The 15965-nt window shown below is 68.4% G+C and carries 14 protein-coding genes; 7 read left to right on the top strand and 7 right to left on the bottom strand.

Annotation, left to right across the window (positions count from 1 at the left end; all coding sequences use genetic code 11):
* From AC5RV3_RS17380 to menD, 3 genes are all read left to right on the top strand, one after another.
* On the top strand, positions 1-942 hold a 942-nt coding region (locus AC5RV3_RS17380), incomplete at its 5' end, for an HNH endonuclease signature motif containing protein (RefSeq protein WP_494123144.1).
* A gap of 350 nt (positions 943-1292) precedes the next feature.
* Positions 1293-3365, top strand: coding sequence for a PhoX family protein (locus AC5RV3_RS17375; RefSeq protein WP_494123143.1), 2073 nt, complete (start codon positions 1293-1295; stop codon positions 3363-3365).
* Between the two features lie 101 nt (positions 3366-3466).
* Positions 3467-5275, top strand: coding sequence for a 2-succinyl-5-enolpyruvyl-6-hydroxy-3-cyclohexene-1-carboxylate synthase (menD, locus tag AC5RV3_RS17370; RefSeq protein ID WP_494123142.1), 1809 nt, complete (start codon positions 3467-3469; stop codon positions 5273-5275).
* Positions 5276-5281: 6 nt separating this feature from the next.
* On the opposite strand, the gene AC5RV3_RS17365 is transcribed toward menD, so the two are convergent.
* From AC5RV3_RS17365 to AC5RV3_RS17350, 4 genes are all read right to left on the bottom strand, one after another.
* On the bottom strand, positions 5282-6037 hold the full coding sequence (locus tag AC5RV3_RS17365; protein WP_494123141.1) for an amino acid ABC transporter ATP-binding protein: 756 nt from the start codon (positions 6035-6037) through the stop codon (positions 5282-5284).
* A gap of 3 nt (positions 6038-6040) precedes the next feature.
* The gene (locus AC5RV3_RS17360) at positions 6041-6826 is read right to left on the bottom strand and encodes an amino acid ABC transporter permease (RefSeq protein ID WP_494112443.1); all 786 of its coding nucleotides are present in this window, start codon (positions 6824-6826) and stop codon (positions 6041-6043) included.
* 77 nt (positions 6827-6903) lie between these two features.
* Positions 6904-7722, bottom strand: a complete 819-nt coding sequence (locus AC5RV3_RS17355; RefSeq protein WP_494123140.1) for a basic amino acid ABC transporter substrate-binding protein — start codon at positions 7720-7722, stop codon at positions 6904-6906.
* A gap of 158 nt (positions 7723-7880) precedes the next feature.
* Positions 7881-9284, bottom strand: a complete 1404-nt coding sequence (locus AC5RV3_RS17350) for an isochorismate synthase (RefSeq protein WP_494123151.1) — start codon at positions 9282-9284, stop codon at positions 7881-7883.
* A gap of 90 nt (positions 9285-9374) precedes the next feature.
* Here AC5RV3_RS17350 and AC5RV3_RS17345 point away from each other — a divergent pair, with 90 nt between their 5' ends.
* From AC5RV3_RS17345 to AC5RV3_RS17330, 4 genes are read left to right on the top strand one after another with little or no spacing between them, the layout of a single operon-like run.
* Positions 9375-10136, top strand: a complete 762-nt coding sequence (locus tag AC5RV3_RS17345) for a demethylmenaquinone methyltransferase (RefSeq protein ID WP_494123139.1) — start codon at positions 9375-9377, stop codon at positions 10134-10136.
* Positions 10137-10138: 2 nt separating this feature from the next.
* Positions 10139-11476: a geranylgeranyl reductase family protein gene (locus tag AC5RV3_RS17340; RefSeq protein WP_494123138.1), complete on the top strand. Its 1338-nt coding sequence runs from the start codon at positions 10139-10141 to the stop codon at positions 11474-11476.
* 9 nt (positions 11477-11485) lie between these two features.
* On the top strand, positions 11486-12586 hold the full coding sequence (locus AC5RV3_RS17335; RefSeq protein WP_494123137.1) for a polyprenyl synthetase family protein: 1101 nt from the start codon (positions 11486-11488) through the stop codon (positions 12584-12586).
* Positions 12587-12622: 36 nt separating this feature from the next.
* Positions 12623-13261 carry a LysE family translocator gene (locus tag AC5RV3_RS17330; RefSeq protein ID WP_494123136.1) on the top strand — a complete coding sequence of 213 codons (639 nt, stop codon included), beginning with the start codon at positions 12623-12625 and terminating at the stop codon, positions 13259-13261.
* 11 nt (positions 13262-13272) lie between these two features.
* On the opposite strand, the gene AC5RV3_RS17325 is transcribed toward AC5RV3_RS17330, so the two are convergent.
* The 3 genes from AC5RV3_RS17325 to AC5RV3_RS17315 all read right to left on the bottom strand — a co-directional run bounded on the left by AC5RV3_RS17325 (position 13273) and on the right by AC5RV3_RS17315 (position 15945).
* Complete coding sequence (locus AC5RV3_RS17325) at positions 13273-13701, bottom strand: hypothetical protein (protein WP_494112450.1); 429 nt, start codon at positions 13699-13701, stop codon at positions 13273-13275.
* 134 nt (positions 13702-13835) lie between these two features.
* Positions 13836-14459, bottom strand: coding sequence for a putative glycolipid-binding domain-containing protein (locus AC5RV3_RS17320; protein ID WP_494123135.1), 624 nt, complete (start codon positions 14457-14459; stop codon positions 13836-13838).
* Between the two features lie 49 nt (positions 14460-14508).
* Positions 14509-15945 (bottom strand): PucR family transcriptional regulator, encoded by a 1437-nt coding sequence (locus AC5RV3_RS17315; protein WP_494123134.1) that lies wholly within the window; start codon positions 15943-15945, stop codon positions 14509-14511.
* Positions 15946-15965: the final 20 nt, after the last annotated feature.

The raw sequence follows: 15965 nt of genomic DNA, 5'->3' as shown, positions 1-15965 counted from the left end.
CTGAGCGACATCACTGGCGCGGCTGGCCCCGCGAAGACTGCGACGGCGGAAGACACGGCACCGGCAGCACCGGCACCTGCACAGATATCCGCCGGCAACGGCAGCGGAAGCGGCAGCAGCAGCTTCGCTGGAGGCACGTCCGGGGACGGCGGTGTTGCGGTTCCCGGGCCGGCACCGGCCGGCGGCTGCGGCCGGGTTGCACCTGTCTGCGGCGGCGGTGGCCGGGCCGCATCCGGCAGCGGTGACCGCGCCGGTGCGGGGCCGGGGATGCTGGTCACCATGCCCTTGACCACGCTGCTGGGACTCAGCGAAGAGCCGGGGGACTTGGCCGGGCACGGACCGATTCCACCGGACGTGGGACGGCAACTGGCGCAGCTGGCGAAATCCTGGTTGCTGGTGCTCACCGACGACCACGGTCAGGCGATCGCGGCCGCCCGGAAACTGCGGATCCCGCCCGAGTGGCTCAAACGCTTGGTCCGTGTCCGGGACCGGCACTGCCGCTTCCCCGGATGCCGCCGCGCGGCCAGATACTGCCAGATCGACCATGTCCTCGCATGGGACGACGGCGGGCCAACCGTGCTGGAAAACCTGCAGTGCCTGTGCAGCGCGCACCATGCGGCGAAGACCGGCGGGCACGTCCGCGCCGCTGCCGGGCCACACGGCGAGATCACGTGGACCACGCGCACCGGCCACCGCAAGACCACGCATCCGGACGAGGGCTGGGACACCCTCCTGCCTCGGCCGAAGGAAACGGAAGCCGCTGCCAACGGCGGTGGCGGAAGCGGAGACAACACCGACGGCGCCGAAGATACCGCCGGAGACGCGGCCGCCGGCGGGGCCAGCACCGGTGGTACGCGGAATCGGAAGCCCCGCCGTACGTTGGGCGGCATCGAGCTGCCCGACGACGGGGACGCCGATCCGAATGCGCCGCCCCCATTCTGACTCCGGCGCTGCATCTTCTGACTCCGGCGCTGCATCGCACCTGAAGGCCTCACGGGTGGCGCTTCTACAGCCGGCAACGGTGTCGCGGGTCCGGGCATGCCAGTCACGTCCAGGTTGCTGGGACTCAGCCAGGAGTCCGGTACCTTGCCGGGCACGGGCCGATTCCATCGGATGGAGTCCTGGAAAACTCGAACCCCGCGCCATGAAACTCGAAGCCTCGCCGCCACGGAACCGCGCGGCAAGGTGTTTTGCCTGCCGTTGGCCGAAAATTCACCACTGCTCGGCCTGCCGGTCGAATTCGTTCACCACACTGGAGGACGATCCGACAGTTCTAAGCAGAAGGTGAAGACGTGACCGAAACCAAGAAGCGCTACCTGCCGATGCTGGGCCATGTGTCCGGAAAACGCAGCGCCGTGACCTGCGCGCTCAAGTGCGACAACGCCTGTGCCAAGGGCGTCTGCAACACCTCGGACAATAACTACTTCCGGGACATCGTCTCCGCCGAATACTCCCGCCGCCGGATGATGGGGTTGGGCGGCGCCGGTGCGCTGGCGCTGATGTTCGGCGGCGGGGCGGCCGCGGAGGCACAGGTTGGGCTGGCCCCGGCCGCCAAGGCCGGGCGCGGGCCGGGCAATCCAAGCAAGCTCAAGTTCGACGGCATCCAGGCCGTGCCGAACAACGTGGACGACGTCGTGGTGCCCAAGGGCTACAACTGGGATCCGGTGATCCGCTGGGGCGATCCCCTGTTCCACGACGCCCCGGAATTCGATCCGGAGAACCAGACCAAGGAGTCCCAGTCGGGCCAGTTCGGCTACAACAACGACTACCTGGACATCATCGAGATCCCGGGCAGCAAGGGCAAGCGTGCGGTCCTGTTCGCCAACCACGAGTACACCAACGAGGGCATCATGTTCCCGCCGGACATGCCCGTCGAGCGCCAGCGCGAGGTAGCCATGGCCGCGCACGGGCTGTCCGTGGTGGAGCTGGAGCGCAAGGGCAAGGGCCAGCCGTGGACCTACGTCCGCGGCGCCAGGCTGAACCGCCGGTTCCTGATGGACACGGAATACGAACTCACCGGACCGGCTGCCGGCTCCGACCTGCTGAAGACGAAGGCCGATCCCACGGGCCGCATCGTGCTGGGGACGCAGAACAACTGCGCCGGCGGCACCACCCCGTGGGGGACCGTGCTCTCGGGCGAAGAGAACTTCAACCAGTACTTCAAGGTGTCGGCACCGACCGCCGAGCAGCGCCGCTACGGCCTGACCAGCGCCAACCCGTCGCGCGGCTGGCACATCCCGGAACCGCGCTTCGACACCGACCGGCCCGAGGGCAAGAACGAAGACAACCGGTTCGGTTGGATCGTGGAGGTGGACCCGTTCGATCCCACCTCCACCCCGCGCAAGCACACCGCCCTGGGGCGGTTCAAGCATGAGGGCGCCAACGTGACCATCGCCGCCTCCGGCCACGCGGTGTCCTACTCCGGCGACGACGAGCGCTTCGACTACCTGTACAAGTTCGTCTCCAAGGGCACCTACCGCGAGGGCGACAAGAAGCACAACATGACCCTGCTGACCGAGGGCGACCTCTACGTGGCCAGCTTCAAGGGCAATTCCCCGCAAAACCAGATCGACGGCTCCGGTGTGCTGCCCTCCGACGGCGCGTTCGACGGCACCGGCCACTGGATCCAGCTGACCCGCGACGGCGAGTCGCTGGTGCCGGGCATGCGGATCGACCAGGTGCTGGTGTACACCCGGCTCGCCGCCGACGCCATGGGTGCCACCAAGATGGACCGCCCGGAGGACGTGGAAATCAACCCGGCAACCGGCAAGATCTACATGGCCTGCACCAACAACACCGCCCGGACCCGCGCGCAGGTGGACGAGCCGAACCCCCGGGCCAACAACCGCCACGGCCACATCGTCGAAATGACCGAGACCGGTGACCAGACCTCCACCGAATTCACCTGGCAACTGATCCTGGTGGCGGGCGATCCGGCAGCGGACGATTCGGTCTACTTCAGCGGCTACCCGGCGGACCAGGTGCAGCCGATTTCCTGCCCGGACAACCTGGCCTTTGATTCGGCAGGAAACCTGTGGGTCTCCACCGATGGGCAGCCCGGCACCATCCAGCGCAACGACGCACTCTTCCGCGTCACGCTGGAAGGACAGGAACGCGGCAAGGTGGAGCAGTTCATGGCCGTTCCGATCGATGCCGAGACCTGCGGACCGCTGATTCACGACGACGACGGGCTGGTGTTCGTCGCCGTCCAGCACCCGGGCGAGGACGGCAGCTGGGGTGCCCAGCGCTCGCTGTTCCCGGACTACGTCGGGGACGGGCGCCGCGCCAAGCCGGGCGACGCCGCGCTGCCCCGGCCGGCCGTGATCCAGATGTTCAAGGGCAAGAACGGGCACATCAAGCGCTAGTCGGGCAACGCTGACGGAAAGCTTGATCCGTCAGCACGTGCCTGACGGAAGGCCTGGCGGCCGCGTCCCTCGGGGCGCGGCCGTCTGCTTACCATGAGGGGGTGACTGCGCAGCTGACCTCGATGGAAACCGCCCGACTGGCCGTGAAGGCCTTGGTCTGGGGCGGAGTGCGCGACGTCGTCATCGCGCCGGGGTCGCGCAGCGCTCCGCTCGCGTATGCGCTCGCCGAGGCCGAAACACACGGTGACCTGCGGCTGCATGTGCGCATCGATGAGCGGGGCGCGGCGTTTACCGCCCTCGGGCTCTCGCTGGGCTCGCTGCGCCCAGTCCCGGTAGTCACAACCTCCGGAACGGCAGTGGCCGAGCTGATGCCGGCGGTGATGGAGGCCAATCACGCCGGTGTGGAGCTGGTGGTGCTCTCCGCCGACCGCCCGGCCGAAATGCGCGGCACCGGCGCCAACCAAACCACCGTGCAGCCCGGTCTGTTCGGCATCCACGTGCGCTCCGCCGTCGATATCCCGGCCGGAGACGACCCGACGGACGCCATCCGCACCAGCCTCCTGACCGCGAAAGGCATCCCGCCGGCCCCGGCGGCCGCGACGGCCGACCTGCGCGCGCTGGCGGCCACGCCGTCGGCGGCAAGCGCCGCTACAACGGCGGCCGAAACGGTGGTGCACCAGGGCGCGGTCGGTCCCGTGCACATCAATCTCGCGTTCCGGGATCCGCTGTTCCCGGATACGGATCCCGTTCCGGCGCCGGTGGATGCAACGGACGACGGCGGTGCTTCGGCAACCGCGGCAACGGCACCCGGGCGGGCCATCAGTTGGCCCGCGGGTTTGGCGGAACCGCCGGTCCACTCGACCGAGGAACGCCGCACGGTGGTCGTGGCCGGCCACGGTGCCGGCGCAAGGGCCGAAGCCTTCGCGCGGGCACACCGGCTGCCGCTGTTGGCCGAACCGTCCTCCAACGCGAGGTTCGGCCCCAACGCCATCGGCCCCTACCGCCTGCTGCTGGGCCACCTCGGGACGCAGATCGAACGTGTCGTGGTCTTTGGCCGGCCGACGCTCTCGCGGCCGGTGTCCGCCCTGCTCGCACGTGAGGACGTTCAGACCGCGTTGTTCCAGCCGGAACCGGTGGCCTGGTTCCAGCCCGGACGCCGCCGCGAGCGGGTGATTTCCGAGCCCGGGGATCTGTCGATCTTCTCCGGCCAGGGGCCCGACGCGTGGTTGCGGCTCTGGCGGCAGGCCGCCGGTGCGGCCGACGTTGCCCTGATTGAACGCCTGGACGCCGAACCGGAGCTGACGGGCCTGCGCGTCGCACGATCGGTATGGCTCCATACCCGCGGCCGGCTGGTGCTCGGTTCGTCCAACCCGATTCGCGATGTGGACCTGGCCGGAACGCCCATCGACATCCCGGACGCTTTCGTGCACGCCAACCGAGGGGTTGCCGGCATCGACGGCACGGTGGCAACGGCGGCGGGCATCGCGCTGGGAGCAGGAACCGGAACCCGGGCACTCATGGGTGACTTGACCTTCCTGCACGACGCCGGATCGCTGCTGCTCGGACCCGGGGAGCCCGAGCCCGACCTGCAGATCGCGGTGGTCAACGATTCCGGCGGCGGGATCTTCTCGACCCTCGAACACGGGAAGGTGGGGGAGCACGAGACGTTCACCTCCGCCGTCGAACGCCTCTTCGGGACCCCGCACCGCGCGGACCTTGCCTCGCTGGCCGGTGGCTACGGGGTCCGGCACCGGCTGGTCAAGGACGCGGACGAGCTGGACGCCGTCCTCTCCGAGCCGGTGGCCGGGCGGAGCGTGGTGGAAATCCGCACCGACCGAAGCCGGCTGCGGGTCGTGCATGCAGAAGTGGCGGCCGCCATCGCGACCGCCACCTCCCGTCTGTTGGGTTGAGCCTGCTCAGAGGACCTTCGAGAGGAACGCTTTGGTGCGTTCGTGCTGGGGGTTGGCCAGCACGTCCTCGGGCTTGCCCTGCTCCACCACCACGCCGCCGTCCATGAAGACCACGCGGTCACCCACTTCGCGGGCGAAGCCCATCTCGTGCGTGACCACCATCATGGTCATGCCTTCGTCGGCCAGCTTGCGCATGACCTCAAGCACGTCGCCCACCAGTTCGGGGTCCAGCGCGGAGGTCGGCTCGTCGAAGAGCATCATGTCCGGGTTCATGGACAACGCCCGCGCAATGGCCACCCGCTGCTGCTGCCCGCCGGACAGCTGGGCCGGGTAGGCGTTCTCGCGGTTTGCCAGCCCTACCTTCTCCAGGTTCTTCCGGGCGACTTCCATGGCTTCGGCTTTGCCGCGTCCCTTGGCCCGGCGCTGGGCCAAGGTGAGGTTGTCCAGGACGTTCAGGTGCGGGAACAGGTTGAACTGCTGGAACACCATGCCGATCCGGGTGCGGACCCGGTCCAAGTCCGTTTCCGGATCGGTGATGTCCACGCCTTCCACCAGGACGGTGCCGCTGGTCGGCTCCTCGAGCCGGTTCACGCAGCGCAGCAGGGTGGACTTGCCGGAGCCCGAGGGCCCGATGACGCAGACCACTTCGCCCTGGTTCACATGGAAGTCAATGCCCTTGAGGACCTCGTTGTTGCCGAAGTTCTTGCAGAGGTCCTTGACCTCGATGGCCGGCGCGTCCTGGCGCAGGGATTCTTCAGTCATGGGTTACCGGCTCCTGTTGTTGCGCTTCTCCAGCCACGCGACCAGCTGGGTGAGCGGCAAGGTAATGATCAGGTACATGAGCGCCGCGGCGACCAAGGGCGTGGCATTGGCGAACTGGGAGACGCCGTCGCGGGCAAAAGTCGTGAGCTCCCGATTGGCCAGGGCCATGCCGGCGATGAAGAGCAGGGAGGTGTCCTTGATCAGGATGACCAGCTCATTGGTCAGCGGCGGGGTGACGATGCGCACCGCCTGCGGCAGCACCACGGAGACCATGGTCCAGGTCGGGTTCATGCCCAGCGAGCGGGCCGCCTCCCGTTGGCCGGTGGGCACGGCTTCGATGCCGGCGCGGAGTGTCTCGGCAATGTACGCGGCGGAGACGACGATCAAACCGATCAGCCCGGCGCCGGTGCTGCCTCCCGGCGGACGCCAGTCGAAAGCGATCGGGACCGCGAAGGCAAAGCCGAAAATCACCAGCAGGGCAGGCAGTCCGCGGAACAGCTCGATGTAGGCGGTCGCCACCCACCGGTAGGGCGCCACGGGGGAGAGCTTCATGAGCGCCAGGAGGAGACCGAAAAGCAGACCACCGACGAAGGCGATCAGAGTGTAGACGACAGTGTTCTTGGCCGCCGTAACGATGATGGTGGGGAATTGCTCGCCCAAGACTTCCGGGTTCAGGAAGCTCGTGCGGATGGCCTCCCAATCGGCAACCAGGGCGACGGCGGCGACGGCCGCGATGAAGATGGCGTAAAGGACCCCGCGGAAAAGTCGGCGGCGGGTCGAAGGTTTCACTGGTGATGCCTTCCAGCTGTAAGTCGGCGGCCCCCGTTCCCGCTGCTGACGCACGGGAACGGGGGCCGGAGGGCGTGCTACTCGGTGAAGTACTTGTCGTAGATTTCCTGGTACTTGCCGTTGTCGCGCAGCGTCGAGAGGGCATCGTTGACGGCCGAGATCAGCGCCTCGGACCCTTCCTTCTTCGCCGCGAAACCGTAGGACTCGTCGGTCTTGTACTCCTCGACGATGGTGAACTTGCCGTCCTCGGTGTGGCCGATGTTCACGGGCAGGTCCTGCAGCAAGGCGTCGACCTGGCCGGCCTGGATGGCCTGGTACATCTCGGCATCGGACGGGAAGGCGACGATTTCGGCGTCTTCCGGTGCGTTCTCCCGGGTGTAGGCCTCGCCGGTGGTGCCCTGCTGGACGCCCACCTTCTTGCCGGAGAGGTCGCCCACAGCCTTGATGTCGGAGTCCTTCGGGACCAGCAGCGACTGCAGCGAGTCGTAGTAGGGGTCGGAGAAGGCGATGTTCTTCTTGCGGTCCTCCGTGATGGTCATCGCGCTGGCGCCGAGGTCGCACTGGCCGGCGGCCAGCGTGACACCGGACTGCAGGGCGTCGAAACCGACGTCCTGGATGGCCACTTCGAGGCCCATCTCCGAAGAGATTTCCGTGATCAGATCGATGTCGAAGCCGGTGTACTCGCCGCCCTCTTCGAACTCGAACGGGGGGTAGGGGATGTCGGAGCAGACGGTCAGCTTCCCCGGCTGGACCAGGGGCAGCTCGGAACCCGCGCCGGGACTGCCGGTGCTGCCGTTGCCGCCGGCGTCGTCCGAACCACCGCACGCGGTCAAAGCGAGTGCCGCCACGGCCAGGAGGGAGAACCCCTGGACCGCCTTGGATGCGTTTTTGCGCATAGTTACTACCTTTGTCTCGTTGGAAATCCGGCTTAAGTGTAGCGGCATTGCCCGCCACAGGTGATATGCACCACAGGCTACAGTCATTGCCTATTGGAAAACAGCGTAGTCGGCGGGAGGCGGGTTTGCTCCCGCCTGCCACGATTGTCGGTGAATAGTTATCTGCGCCGCAGGCCGAGCGCCTCGATCATGGGCCGGAACTTGGCCCAGGTCTCCGCCAGTTCGGCCTCCGGATCGGAGCCGTCCACGATGCCGCAGCCGGCGTAAAGCCGGACCCGCTGCGGACTCTCCACCACGGCGCCGCGCAGCGCGATGCCCCATTCGCCGTTGCCGGCGCCGTCGGTCCAGCCCACCGGACCGGCGTACGGCCCGCGGTCCATCTGCTCCAGTTCGCGGATCAGGGCTCCGGCAACCTCGGTGGGGGTGCCGCACACGGCCGCGGTGGGGTGCACCGCTTCGGCCAGTTCCAACGACGACGGCGGCTGCCCGCCGTCGTGCGCCAGCTCGGCCGAGACGTCGGACGCCAGGTGCCATACGTTGGGCAGCTCCAGCACGAACGGCTCGCTGTGCGAGCTCATCGCGGTGGTGAAGGGCTCGAGTTTCCGTGTGAGCGAGTCGATGGCGATCCGGTGCTCGTGGAGCTGCTTCTCGGAGCCGGCCAGCACGCGCTGGGCGTAGTCGGTGTCCGATTCGCCGGCGTGGCCGTGGGTGCGGGAGCGGTCGAGCGTGCCGGCCAGCACCCGGGCGCGGGCCACATTATTCTCCACCTTGATCAGCATCTCCGGCGTGGAGCCCATCAGCCCATCCACGGAGTACGTCCAGCAGTCCTTGTACCGTGCTGCCAGTTCGCGCAGCACCTGGGCGGTGGCGATGGGCGAGGCAAGGTTGGCCACCACGTCCCGGGCCACGACGAGCTTGCTCAGGTTCCCGGCCTGGATGCGCTTAACCCCGGCGGCGACGGCATCCATGTACGCCTGCTCCGAAACCTGTCCCGGAACGAGGGAGTCCGCCGGATCGGGGCTGCGCTCTACCGAGATCTCTTCCAGCCAGCCCGCGAGCACAGCCTCGGCTGTCTCGGCGCTGAGGTGGGCATCGCCGTCGTACGTCAGATAGGTGAGCCACGCGCGGTCGCCGTCCAAGCCCACCAGCACCTCCGGCACCACCAGGCGGGAGCTGTGGGTCGACGTGAAGGAGAACGCGAAGGAACCGAAGGCGACCGGCCCGGTGCCGGGGCCGCCCACCCGGTTGTCGATGTTGGCGGTGGCCTGGATTCCGCGCCACCACGCGGCCGCCTGTTGGAAGCGGTCCGGGCCGCTGGCCGTGAACCGCGCAATCTCGCCGAAGCCGGCGAGCCCGCCCTCGCGCCGCACCCAGCAGAGCACGTCATCGCGCATCAGATACTCCAGCAGCCCTTGGGCGTCGGGCACCGCGGGCCACTCGACCGTGATGCCGCGCAGCGTACCGCCGGGCACATGGTCCGCAGCCTCCGGTACCGCGCGGCCGGCCGGTGCGGCCGGCCCGGTTCCGGGCAGGCCGGACGAGGGGGACAGGGGGGAGGTCATGGTCATTAAGCCTACTCTGCCCGGGCAAAGGCCACCGCCCTCGATCGCCCGGGTTCGCGGGCGGGCGCCGGTCTTTGAGACAATGGGCCAGTGAATCGTGCATCGCTGGAGAAGCGCCCGGATGAAGTAGCCGCCATGTTCGATGACGTGGCGCCGAAGTACGACCTGGTTAACGATGTGCTGTCGATGGGCCAGACCCGACGGTGGCGCCGGATCGTGGTGGACGCGGTGGGCGCCAATCGTGGCCAGAAGGTCCTGGACCTGGCCGCCGGAACGGGTACCTCCAGCGAACCGTATGCCGATGCCGGCATCCATGTGGTGGCGTGCGATTTCTCCTTGGGCATGCTGCGCGTGGGCAAGCGCCGCCGCCCGGACATCGATTTCGTGGCCGGAGACGCGACCAATTTGCCCTTCGCGGACAACTCCTTCGACGCGGTCACCATCTCCTTCGGCCTGCGCAACGTCAGCGATCCGAAACTGGCGCTGCGCGAGATGCTGCGCGTGGCCAAGCCCGGTGGCCGGCTCGTGATCGCCGAGTTCTCGCACCCGACCCTCCCGGTCTGGCGCACCGTCTACACCGAGTACCTGATGCGCGCGCTGCCCGCGATCGCGTCAAAGATTTCCTCCAACCCCGACTCCTACGTCTACCTGGCCGAGTCCATCCGCGCCTGGCCCAACCAGGACCAGCTGGCCGAGTGGATCACCGGCGAAGGCTGGCAGGACGTGGCGTACCGCAACCTGTCCGGCGGCATCGTAGCCGTCCACCGCGCCATCAAACCGGGCCGCGACGATGCGGCCAACGCCGACGCGCAGGCCGCGCTGCGGCGCCAGAGCAGCAGGCACACCCTGTAGCCATGTCAGTTCTCATTGTTGGGGCAGGACCGGCCGGATCCACGGCCGCGTACTACCTCGCCCGCGCCGGCGTGGACGTGACGGTGCTGGAAAAGACGGCGTTCCCGCGCGAAAAGGTCTGCGGCGACGGCCTGACGCCCCGCGCCGTGCGCGAAGTTCAACTGCTGGGACTGCCGCACGAGGAATCCGCCGGCTGGCGCCGCAACCGGGGGCTGCGGCTGATTGCCGGCGGACGGCAGCTCGAGCTGCCCTGGCCGGAACTGAGCGACTTCCCGGACTACGGGCTGATCCGCACCCGGCTCGGCTTTGACGAGGAATTGGCCCGCCACGCGGCGGCTGCCGGCGCCGTCGTGCTGGAAAGCCACTCCGTCTCCACCGCCCTCCGGGACGAGGCCGGACGGGTCACCGGGGTGCGCGCCAACCTGCTGGACGGGCGCGGGCGCAAGACCGGCGAGACCAAGGACTTCTTCGCCGACGTGGTGCTGGCCGCCGACGGCAACTCCTCCCGGACGGCCCTGAGCCTGGGCATCGAGAAGCGCGACGACCGGCCGCTGGGCGTGGCAGTCCGCACCTACTTCAACTCACCCCGCCACGACGACGACTGGATGGAAGGCTGGCTGGAGCTTCCGGATGCGGCCGGCAATCCGCTGCCCGGCTACGGCTGGGTCTTTGGTGTTGGCGACGGCACATCCAACGTGGGCCTGGGCATCCTGAACTCGTCCAAGTCCTTCGGCAAGCTGGACTACCGGCAGGTGCTCCGCGAGTGGACCGCGGGCATGCCGGCGGACTGGGGCTTCACCGAGGAGAACCAGGTGGGGCAGATCCGCGGGGCGGCACTGCCGATGGGGTTCAACCGCACGCCGCACTACAGCCCCGGGCTGCTGCTGCTCGGCGACGCCGGCGGCATGGTCAGCCCGTTTAACGGAGAGGGCATCTCCTACGCCATGGAGTCAGCCCGCTACGCGGCGGAGCTGATCGCCGACGCGCATGGCCGCTTGTCCGGGACCGGCGGGCAGCTGCTCAGCATGGCCGGCTTCGACGCCGCGATGGCCCGGTACCCGGGAATCATCCGCGGGCACTGGGGCAGCCACTTCACCCTGGGCCGCATTTTTGCCCAGCTGATCGGCAAACCGGCCATCATGAAACTGGCCCTGCGGACCGGAATGCCGGTGCCGCCGTTGATGCGCTTCGTGGTGCGGATGCTGGCCAATCTGACCGACTCGGGCGGCAAGGGATTTGAGGATAGAGTTATTCATCTGCTGGAGCAACTGACGCCGCCGGCATCCAACCAGGTCGGCAGCCACAAGCCTGCCGGCCATACCGCCCCCACGATTAGTTAGTGTTGAACAGTGACTGACGCCAAACCGAGCTGGACTCCCGCCGGCCAGAACCCGCCGGAGTCGCCGGAGCTGGATACCGCGACTGCCGCCCTTGCCACCAGCTTGAACCTGCCGGATGGATTCGCCCCGGTGGCCCAGGACGCCGTGCTCGGTCCCGCGGTTTCCACCGCCTTGGCGAGGGTGGAGAAGCAGCTGCGTGCTGCCATTGCACATTCCGATCCGTTCGCCGATGCCACCAGCCGCCATCTTGTGGAAGCCGGCGGGAAGCGGATCCGTCCGCTGCTGACCATCCTGGCCGCGCAGCTGGGGAACGGTTCGGTTCCCGACGTGGTGCAGGCCGCCGTCGTCGTCGAACTGACGCACCTGGCCACGCTCTATCACGACGACGTGATGGATTCGGCGCCGTACCGCCGGGGCGCCCCGACCGCACACGAGGTGTGGGGCAACCAGGTGGCCATCCTGGCCGGCGACCTGATCTTTGCCCGCGCTTCGCTGCTGGTGTCCCAGCTGGGGCCCGAAGCAGTGGGCATCCAGGCGCGCACCTTCGAGCGGCTCTGCCTGGGCCAGCTCCACGAGACCGTCGGCCCGCGCGAGGACGAGGACCCGGTGGAGCATTACCTCTCCGTGATTGCGGACAAGACCGCCTCGTTGATCGCCACCTCCGGCCAGCTCGGCGCCATGTTCTCCGGCGCCGGCGAGCAGGCCGTGAACGTGATGCTGGAATACGGCGAGAAGGTGGGCGTGGCCTTCCAGTTGGCCGACGACGTGATCGACGTGACCGGCCTCAAGGCCAAGTCCGGCAAGACCCCCGGCACCGACCTGCGTGAGGGCGTCCCTACCCTGCCGGTCCTGTTGCTGCGCCAGGCCGCTGCCGACGGCGATGCGTCGGCAGCCGCCGTGCTGGAACTGGTGGACGCCGACCTGACGTCCGACGAGGCACTGGCCGACGCGGTCTCCGCGCTGCGCGGACACCCGGTCACCGCCAAGGCCTGGGCCATTGCGGGTGAATGGGCCGAAGCCGCCAAGGTGTCGCTGGCCCCGCTGCCCGAGAGCACGGTCAAGGCCGCGCTGACAGCCTTCGCCGAGGCCGTGGTGGACCGCGAGATCTGACATGCCGTGCCTGCGCCGTCCTGCAAGGAATAACGAGTGACCGTAGAACAAGCACTCTTGTCCTTCGCCCTGGTGGCCGGCCTGCTGACCCTGGTTCCCGGGATGGATACCGCGTTGGTGTTGCGCTCAGCCGTCAGCGAAGGTCGGGGCAAGGCGTACGCCACGGCGTTGGGCATCAACACCGGAGCCCTGGTCTGGGGCATCGCGGCCGCAGTCGGGGCGTCGGCGCTGTTGGCTGCCTCCGAGACAGCGTTTACGGTGCTGAAGCTGGCCGGCGCCGCTTACATGGTCTGGCTGGGCGCCCGGATGCTGTTCAGGTCGTTCCGGAAACCGGCAGCGTACCTTCCGGACGCCGGTGCGCCGGCCGCTGCGTCGTCGTACGTCAGTGCGTGGCTCACCGGCGTCGGGACGAACCTGTTGAACCCGAAGGTCGGCGTCTTCTATGTGGCGATGATCCCGCAGTTCATCCCGCCGGGCGTCTCCCCGGCGTTGATGGGCACCTCGCTGGCCCTGGTGCACAATCTGGAGGGGCTGGTGTTCTTTTCGGCCATCATCTGGGGCACGCACCTGGCCCGGAAGTGGCTGCGCACCCCGGCCGTGACGCGCTCCATCGACCGGATCACGGGCACCGTGCTGGTCGGTTTCGGCGTCGGGCTGGCAGTCGAAGGCCGCTGAGCCAGGCTTTCTCAGTCTTCCTCGTCGTCGCCGAAGACCCACTCGAACATGTCGAAGACGAACTCACTGAAGGTCGCTTCCTCGCTCTGCCACTGCGGCTTGGGGCCGTTCGTACGGATCCACACGATGGGGTCCGGTACATCCAGATGTTCCGTCCTGAAGCCCCAGTTCGCTTCTTCGTCCATCTCGTCCAGGAACAGCAGGTAGCCGTCTTCGATCTCCAGCTCGTCCGGGTCGAAGAAGAAGTCGTGCGCCTCCATCAGGTCTTCGCAGCCGCCGAGCGCGTGGTAGAACTCCACCAACGCCTGCGGGACCTGGAACTTGTGACCGCCCAGCAGTCCCTCGAGTTCGTCGTAGGAGATGCCGTCGTCCTCGGTCCACTTCCGGTCCAGGTACTTGGGCACGAGGTCACGGAATTTGTCCACGAACATTTCGGGCATGGTTTCTCCCTGGAACGGTTGATTGGAGGGCTTGGGTTCCATCCTATGCGGCGGCACCGACTGTGCTGAATGCACCCCGACGGCGGCGCCCGACGGCGGCGCCCGCCGGCGGGTGCCTTCCGACGCGCCTGCCCTCAGTCCCGGCGGCGGGCGGCCAGGCCCGGGTAGTCGATCACGATGCCGTCCGAATCCACCACGATCTCGGCGCTGAAGTCCCCGGAGGTGTAGGTGACCGCGGCGGTGCCGGTGCCGTCGTCGTAAGCGCGGGAGCCGCTGTAGATCTGCTGCCGGCCGAGCACGCGCAGGCTCGGCATCTCCACCCACGCGACCGTCAGTTCCGCGGCGGCTTCGGCGTCGTGGACCAGGCCCAGCCGCAGGATCGGCATGGTGTTGGTGGCCGGGCACAGACCCAGGTCGCAGTCCACCGCCCCGACCAGGGATTCCGGATCGGCGATGCCCGGCTCCGGCAGGTCGCTGTCGCCGGACACTCTGGTCGCGGCGCTCCATGTGCCGTCGGGCGCGCGGTCCAGCACGAGGTGCCGGCTCCAGCCCCGTCCGTGGACGGAAACCGTGAGGTTTTCGGTGAACCAGTTGCCGGTGGTCGTGAGGGACCAGCTGGCGGCGTAGTCGGCGGTGCGGGAGGCGCCGTGTGCGCTAAGACGTTCCGGTTCCAGATTCAGGGTTGCCGTGTCGGCGCGCTGCGGATCGTCGCTTCCCACCCAGGTGACCGTCCGGCTTTCGTGCGTCTCGTGTCCCATGCCCCCAGCCTTGTGTCTGTGCGCTGCCTTGGCAAGGGATGGCAGCCGCTTAGCCCTTCGTCCGGGAGTCCGAACCCAGCCGCCGCACCGTCAGGGCCAGCCACAGGTGCACGCGGTCCGCGGTGAGGGCGGGATCGTAGCCGGTCAGCTCCACGATCTGGGACAGCCGGTAGCGCACGGAGTTCCGGTGCAGGCCCAGTTCCTCGGCCACGGCCGCCACCGAGCCGTTCAACTCCAAGTAGGTCTGCAGCGTGGGCAGCAGCGCTGCGTCGTGGGCCGCGTCGAACTCGGCCAGCGGGTCGAGCGCCTCGGCCGCAAGATCGGCCAGCGGCACGTCTTCCGATGCCAGCAGCAAGGAGGTCAGGGACAGCCGCTGCGGCACGTTCAGCCGCTCGCCCCGGCCCACGGCCTCCTTGGCCTCGAAGTAGCTCCAGCGCAGCCCGTTCGCCTGCGCATAGCTGCCGCCTACCCCCACCGTCGCGGAGAGGCCGGCGTTCTGCAGGTACGCACTCAGCTCCCGGCCCACCGCGTCACCCGATTCGGTGCCCTGCACCACCAGCACCAGCCGCTCGTCGACCAGGGCGGTGACCACGCCGTCGAAGGCGGCCGGCAGCGGCAACGTGGGCAGCGCGCGGCGTTGGCCGGCGGCCACCTGCACCATGACCACCAGTTGCCGGCGTCCGGCGTCGATCCCCACGTTGCTCAGCCGCAGGGAGGCGTCGCCGCCCTGCAGCACGCCGCGCACCACATCCAGCAGCACCTGGCCCACGGAGTTGCGGTCGGCCGCACGGCGGTGCGCCTGGTTGCTCAGCTCCAGGCTGATAAGGCTCTGCGCGTAGTCCACGATGGCGTTGCGCTCGTACGGCTTGCCCAGGGCCAGCGTGCAGCGGTCCTTCAGGCCGGTGGCGATGGGAACCTCGTGCCAGCTGGTTCCCTCGCCGCCGCCGGTCCCGTACAGCCGGGTGCCGTATTGGGAGAGCACGACGTCGGTGCCCACCATCGCTGCCAGGGTGCGCAGGAGCGCGGGGAGGCCGCCGCCGCCCAACAGCGAGGCGGCCAGCGCCTGGTGGTCCTTGAGCAGGTGCTCCAGGCGGTTGTAGTGGTCGGCCGAAATGGCGTCGGCGACCATCTTGCTGATCGCCACGAACGGGGTCTCGTAGGGAACTTCAAAGACTGGAAGCTCAAGCTCGTTGGCGGCCGCGAGCACGCCGGGTGGGACCCGGCGGTGCGTGAGCCCTAGTGCGAAGCCCATGCCGACCGCACCGGCTTCGTGCACCCGCTCCACGAATCTGCGCTGCGCGGCCACGGTCTTCTGGCGCAGGCCGGTGGTCAGCACCACTTCTCCGCCGGTTAGGAAGGGCAACGGGTCCTCGAGTTCCGTCGAAGCCACCCAGGTAATGGGCGCGTCAGGGTCGCCCTGCGCGGTGCCGACGAGCTTCAGGTGCAGCGCGGGGGAGGCCAGTAGTTTGGCAAGAGTGACAGCCATGCCTTCACTATACGGCCAGC

The sequence above is a fragment of the Arthrobacter sp. Y3221114 genome, from assembly GCF_059092625.1.
This window is presented reverse-complemented; position numbering and strand designations above follow the sequence as displayed.

Coding starts and splice junctions, on each gene's coding strand:
- AC5RV3_RS17350 (WP_494123151.1), bottom strand. CDS start 9,284: ATGACCTCCCCCCTGTCCCCCTCGTCCGGCCTGCCCGGAACCGGGCCG.
- AC5RV3_RS17340 (WP_494123138.1), top strand. CDS start 10,139: ATGTCAGTTCTCATTGTTGGGGCAGGACCGGCCGGATCCACGGCCGCG.
- AC5RV3_RS17320 (WP_494123135.1), bottom strand. CDS start 14,459: ATGGGACACGAGACGCACGAAAGCCGGACGGTCACCTGGGTGGGAAGC.
- AC5RV3_RS17365 (WP_494123141.1), bottom strand. CDS start 6,037: ATGACTGAAGAATCCCTGCGCCAGGACGCGCCGGCCATCGAGGTCAAG.
- AC5RV3_RS17325 (WP_494112450.1), bottom strand. CDS start 13,701: ATGCCCGAAATGTTCGTGGACAAATTCCGTGACCTCGTGCCCAAGTAC.
- AC5RV3_RS17315 (WP_494123134.1), bottom strand. CDS start 15,945: ATGGCTGTCACTCTTGCCAAACTACTGGCCTCCCCCGCGCTGCACCTG.
- AC5RV3_RS17355 (WP_494123140.1), bottom strand. CDS start 7,722: ATGCGCAAAAACGCATCCAAGGCGGTCCAGGGGTTCTCCCTCCTGGCC.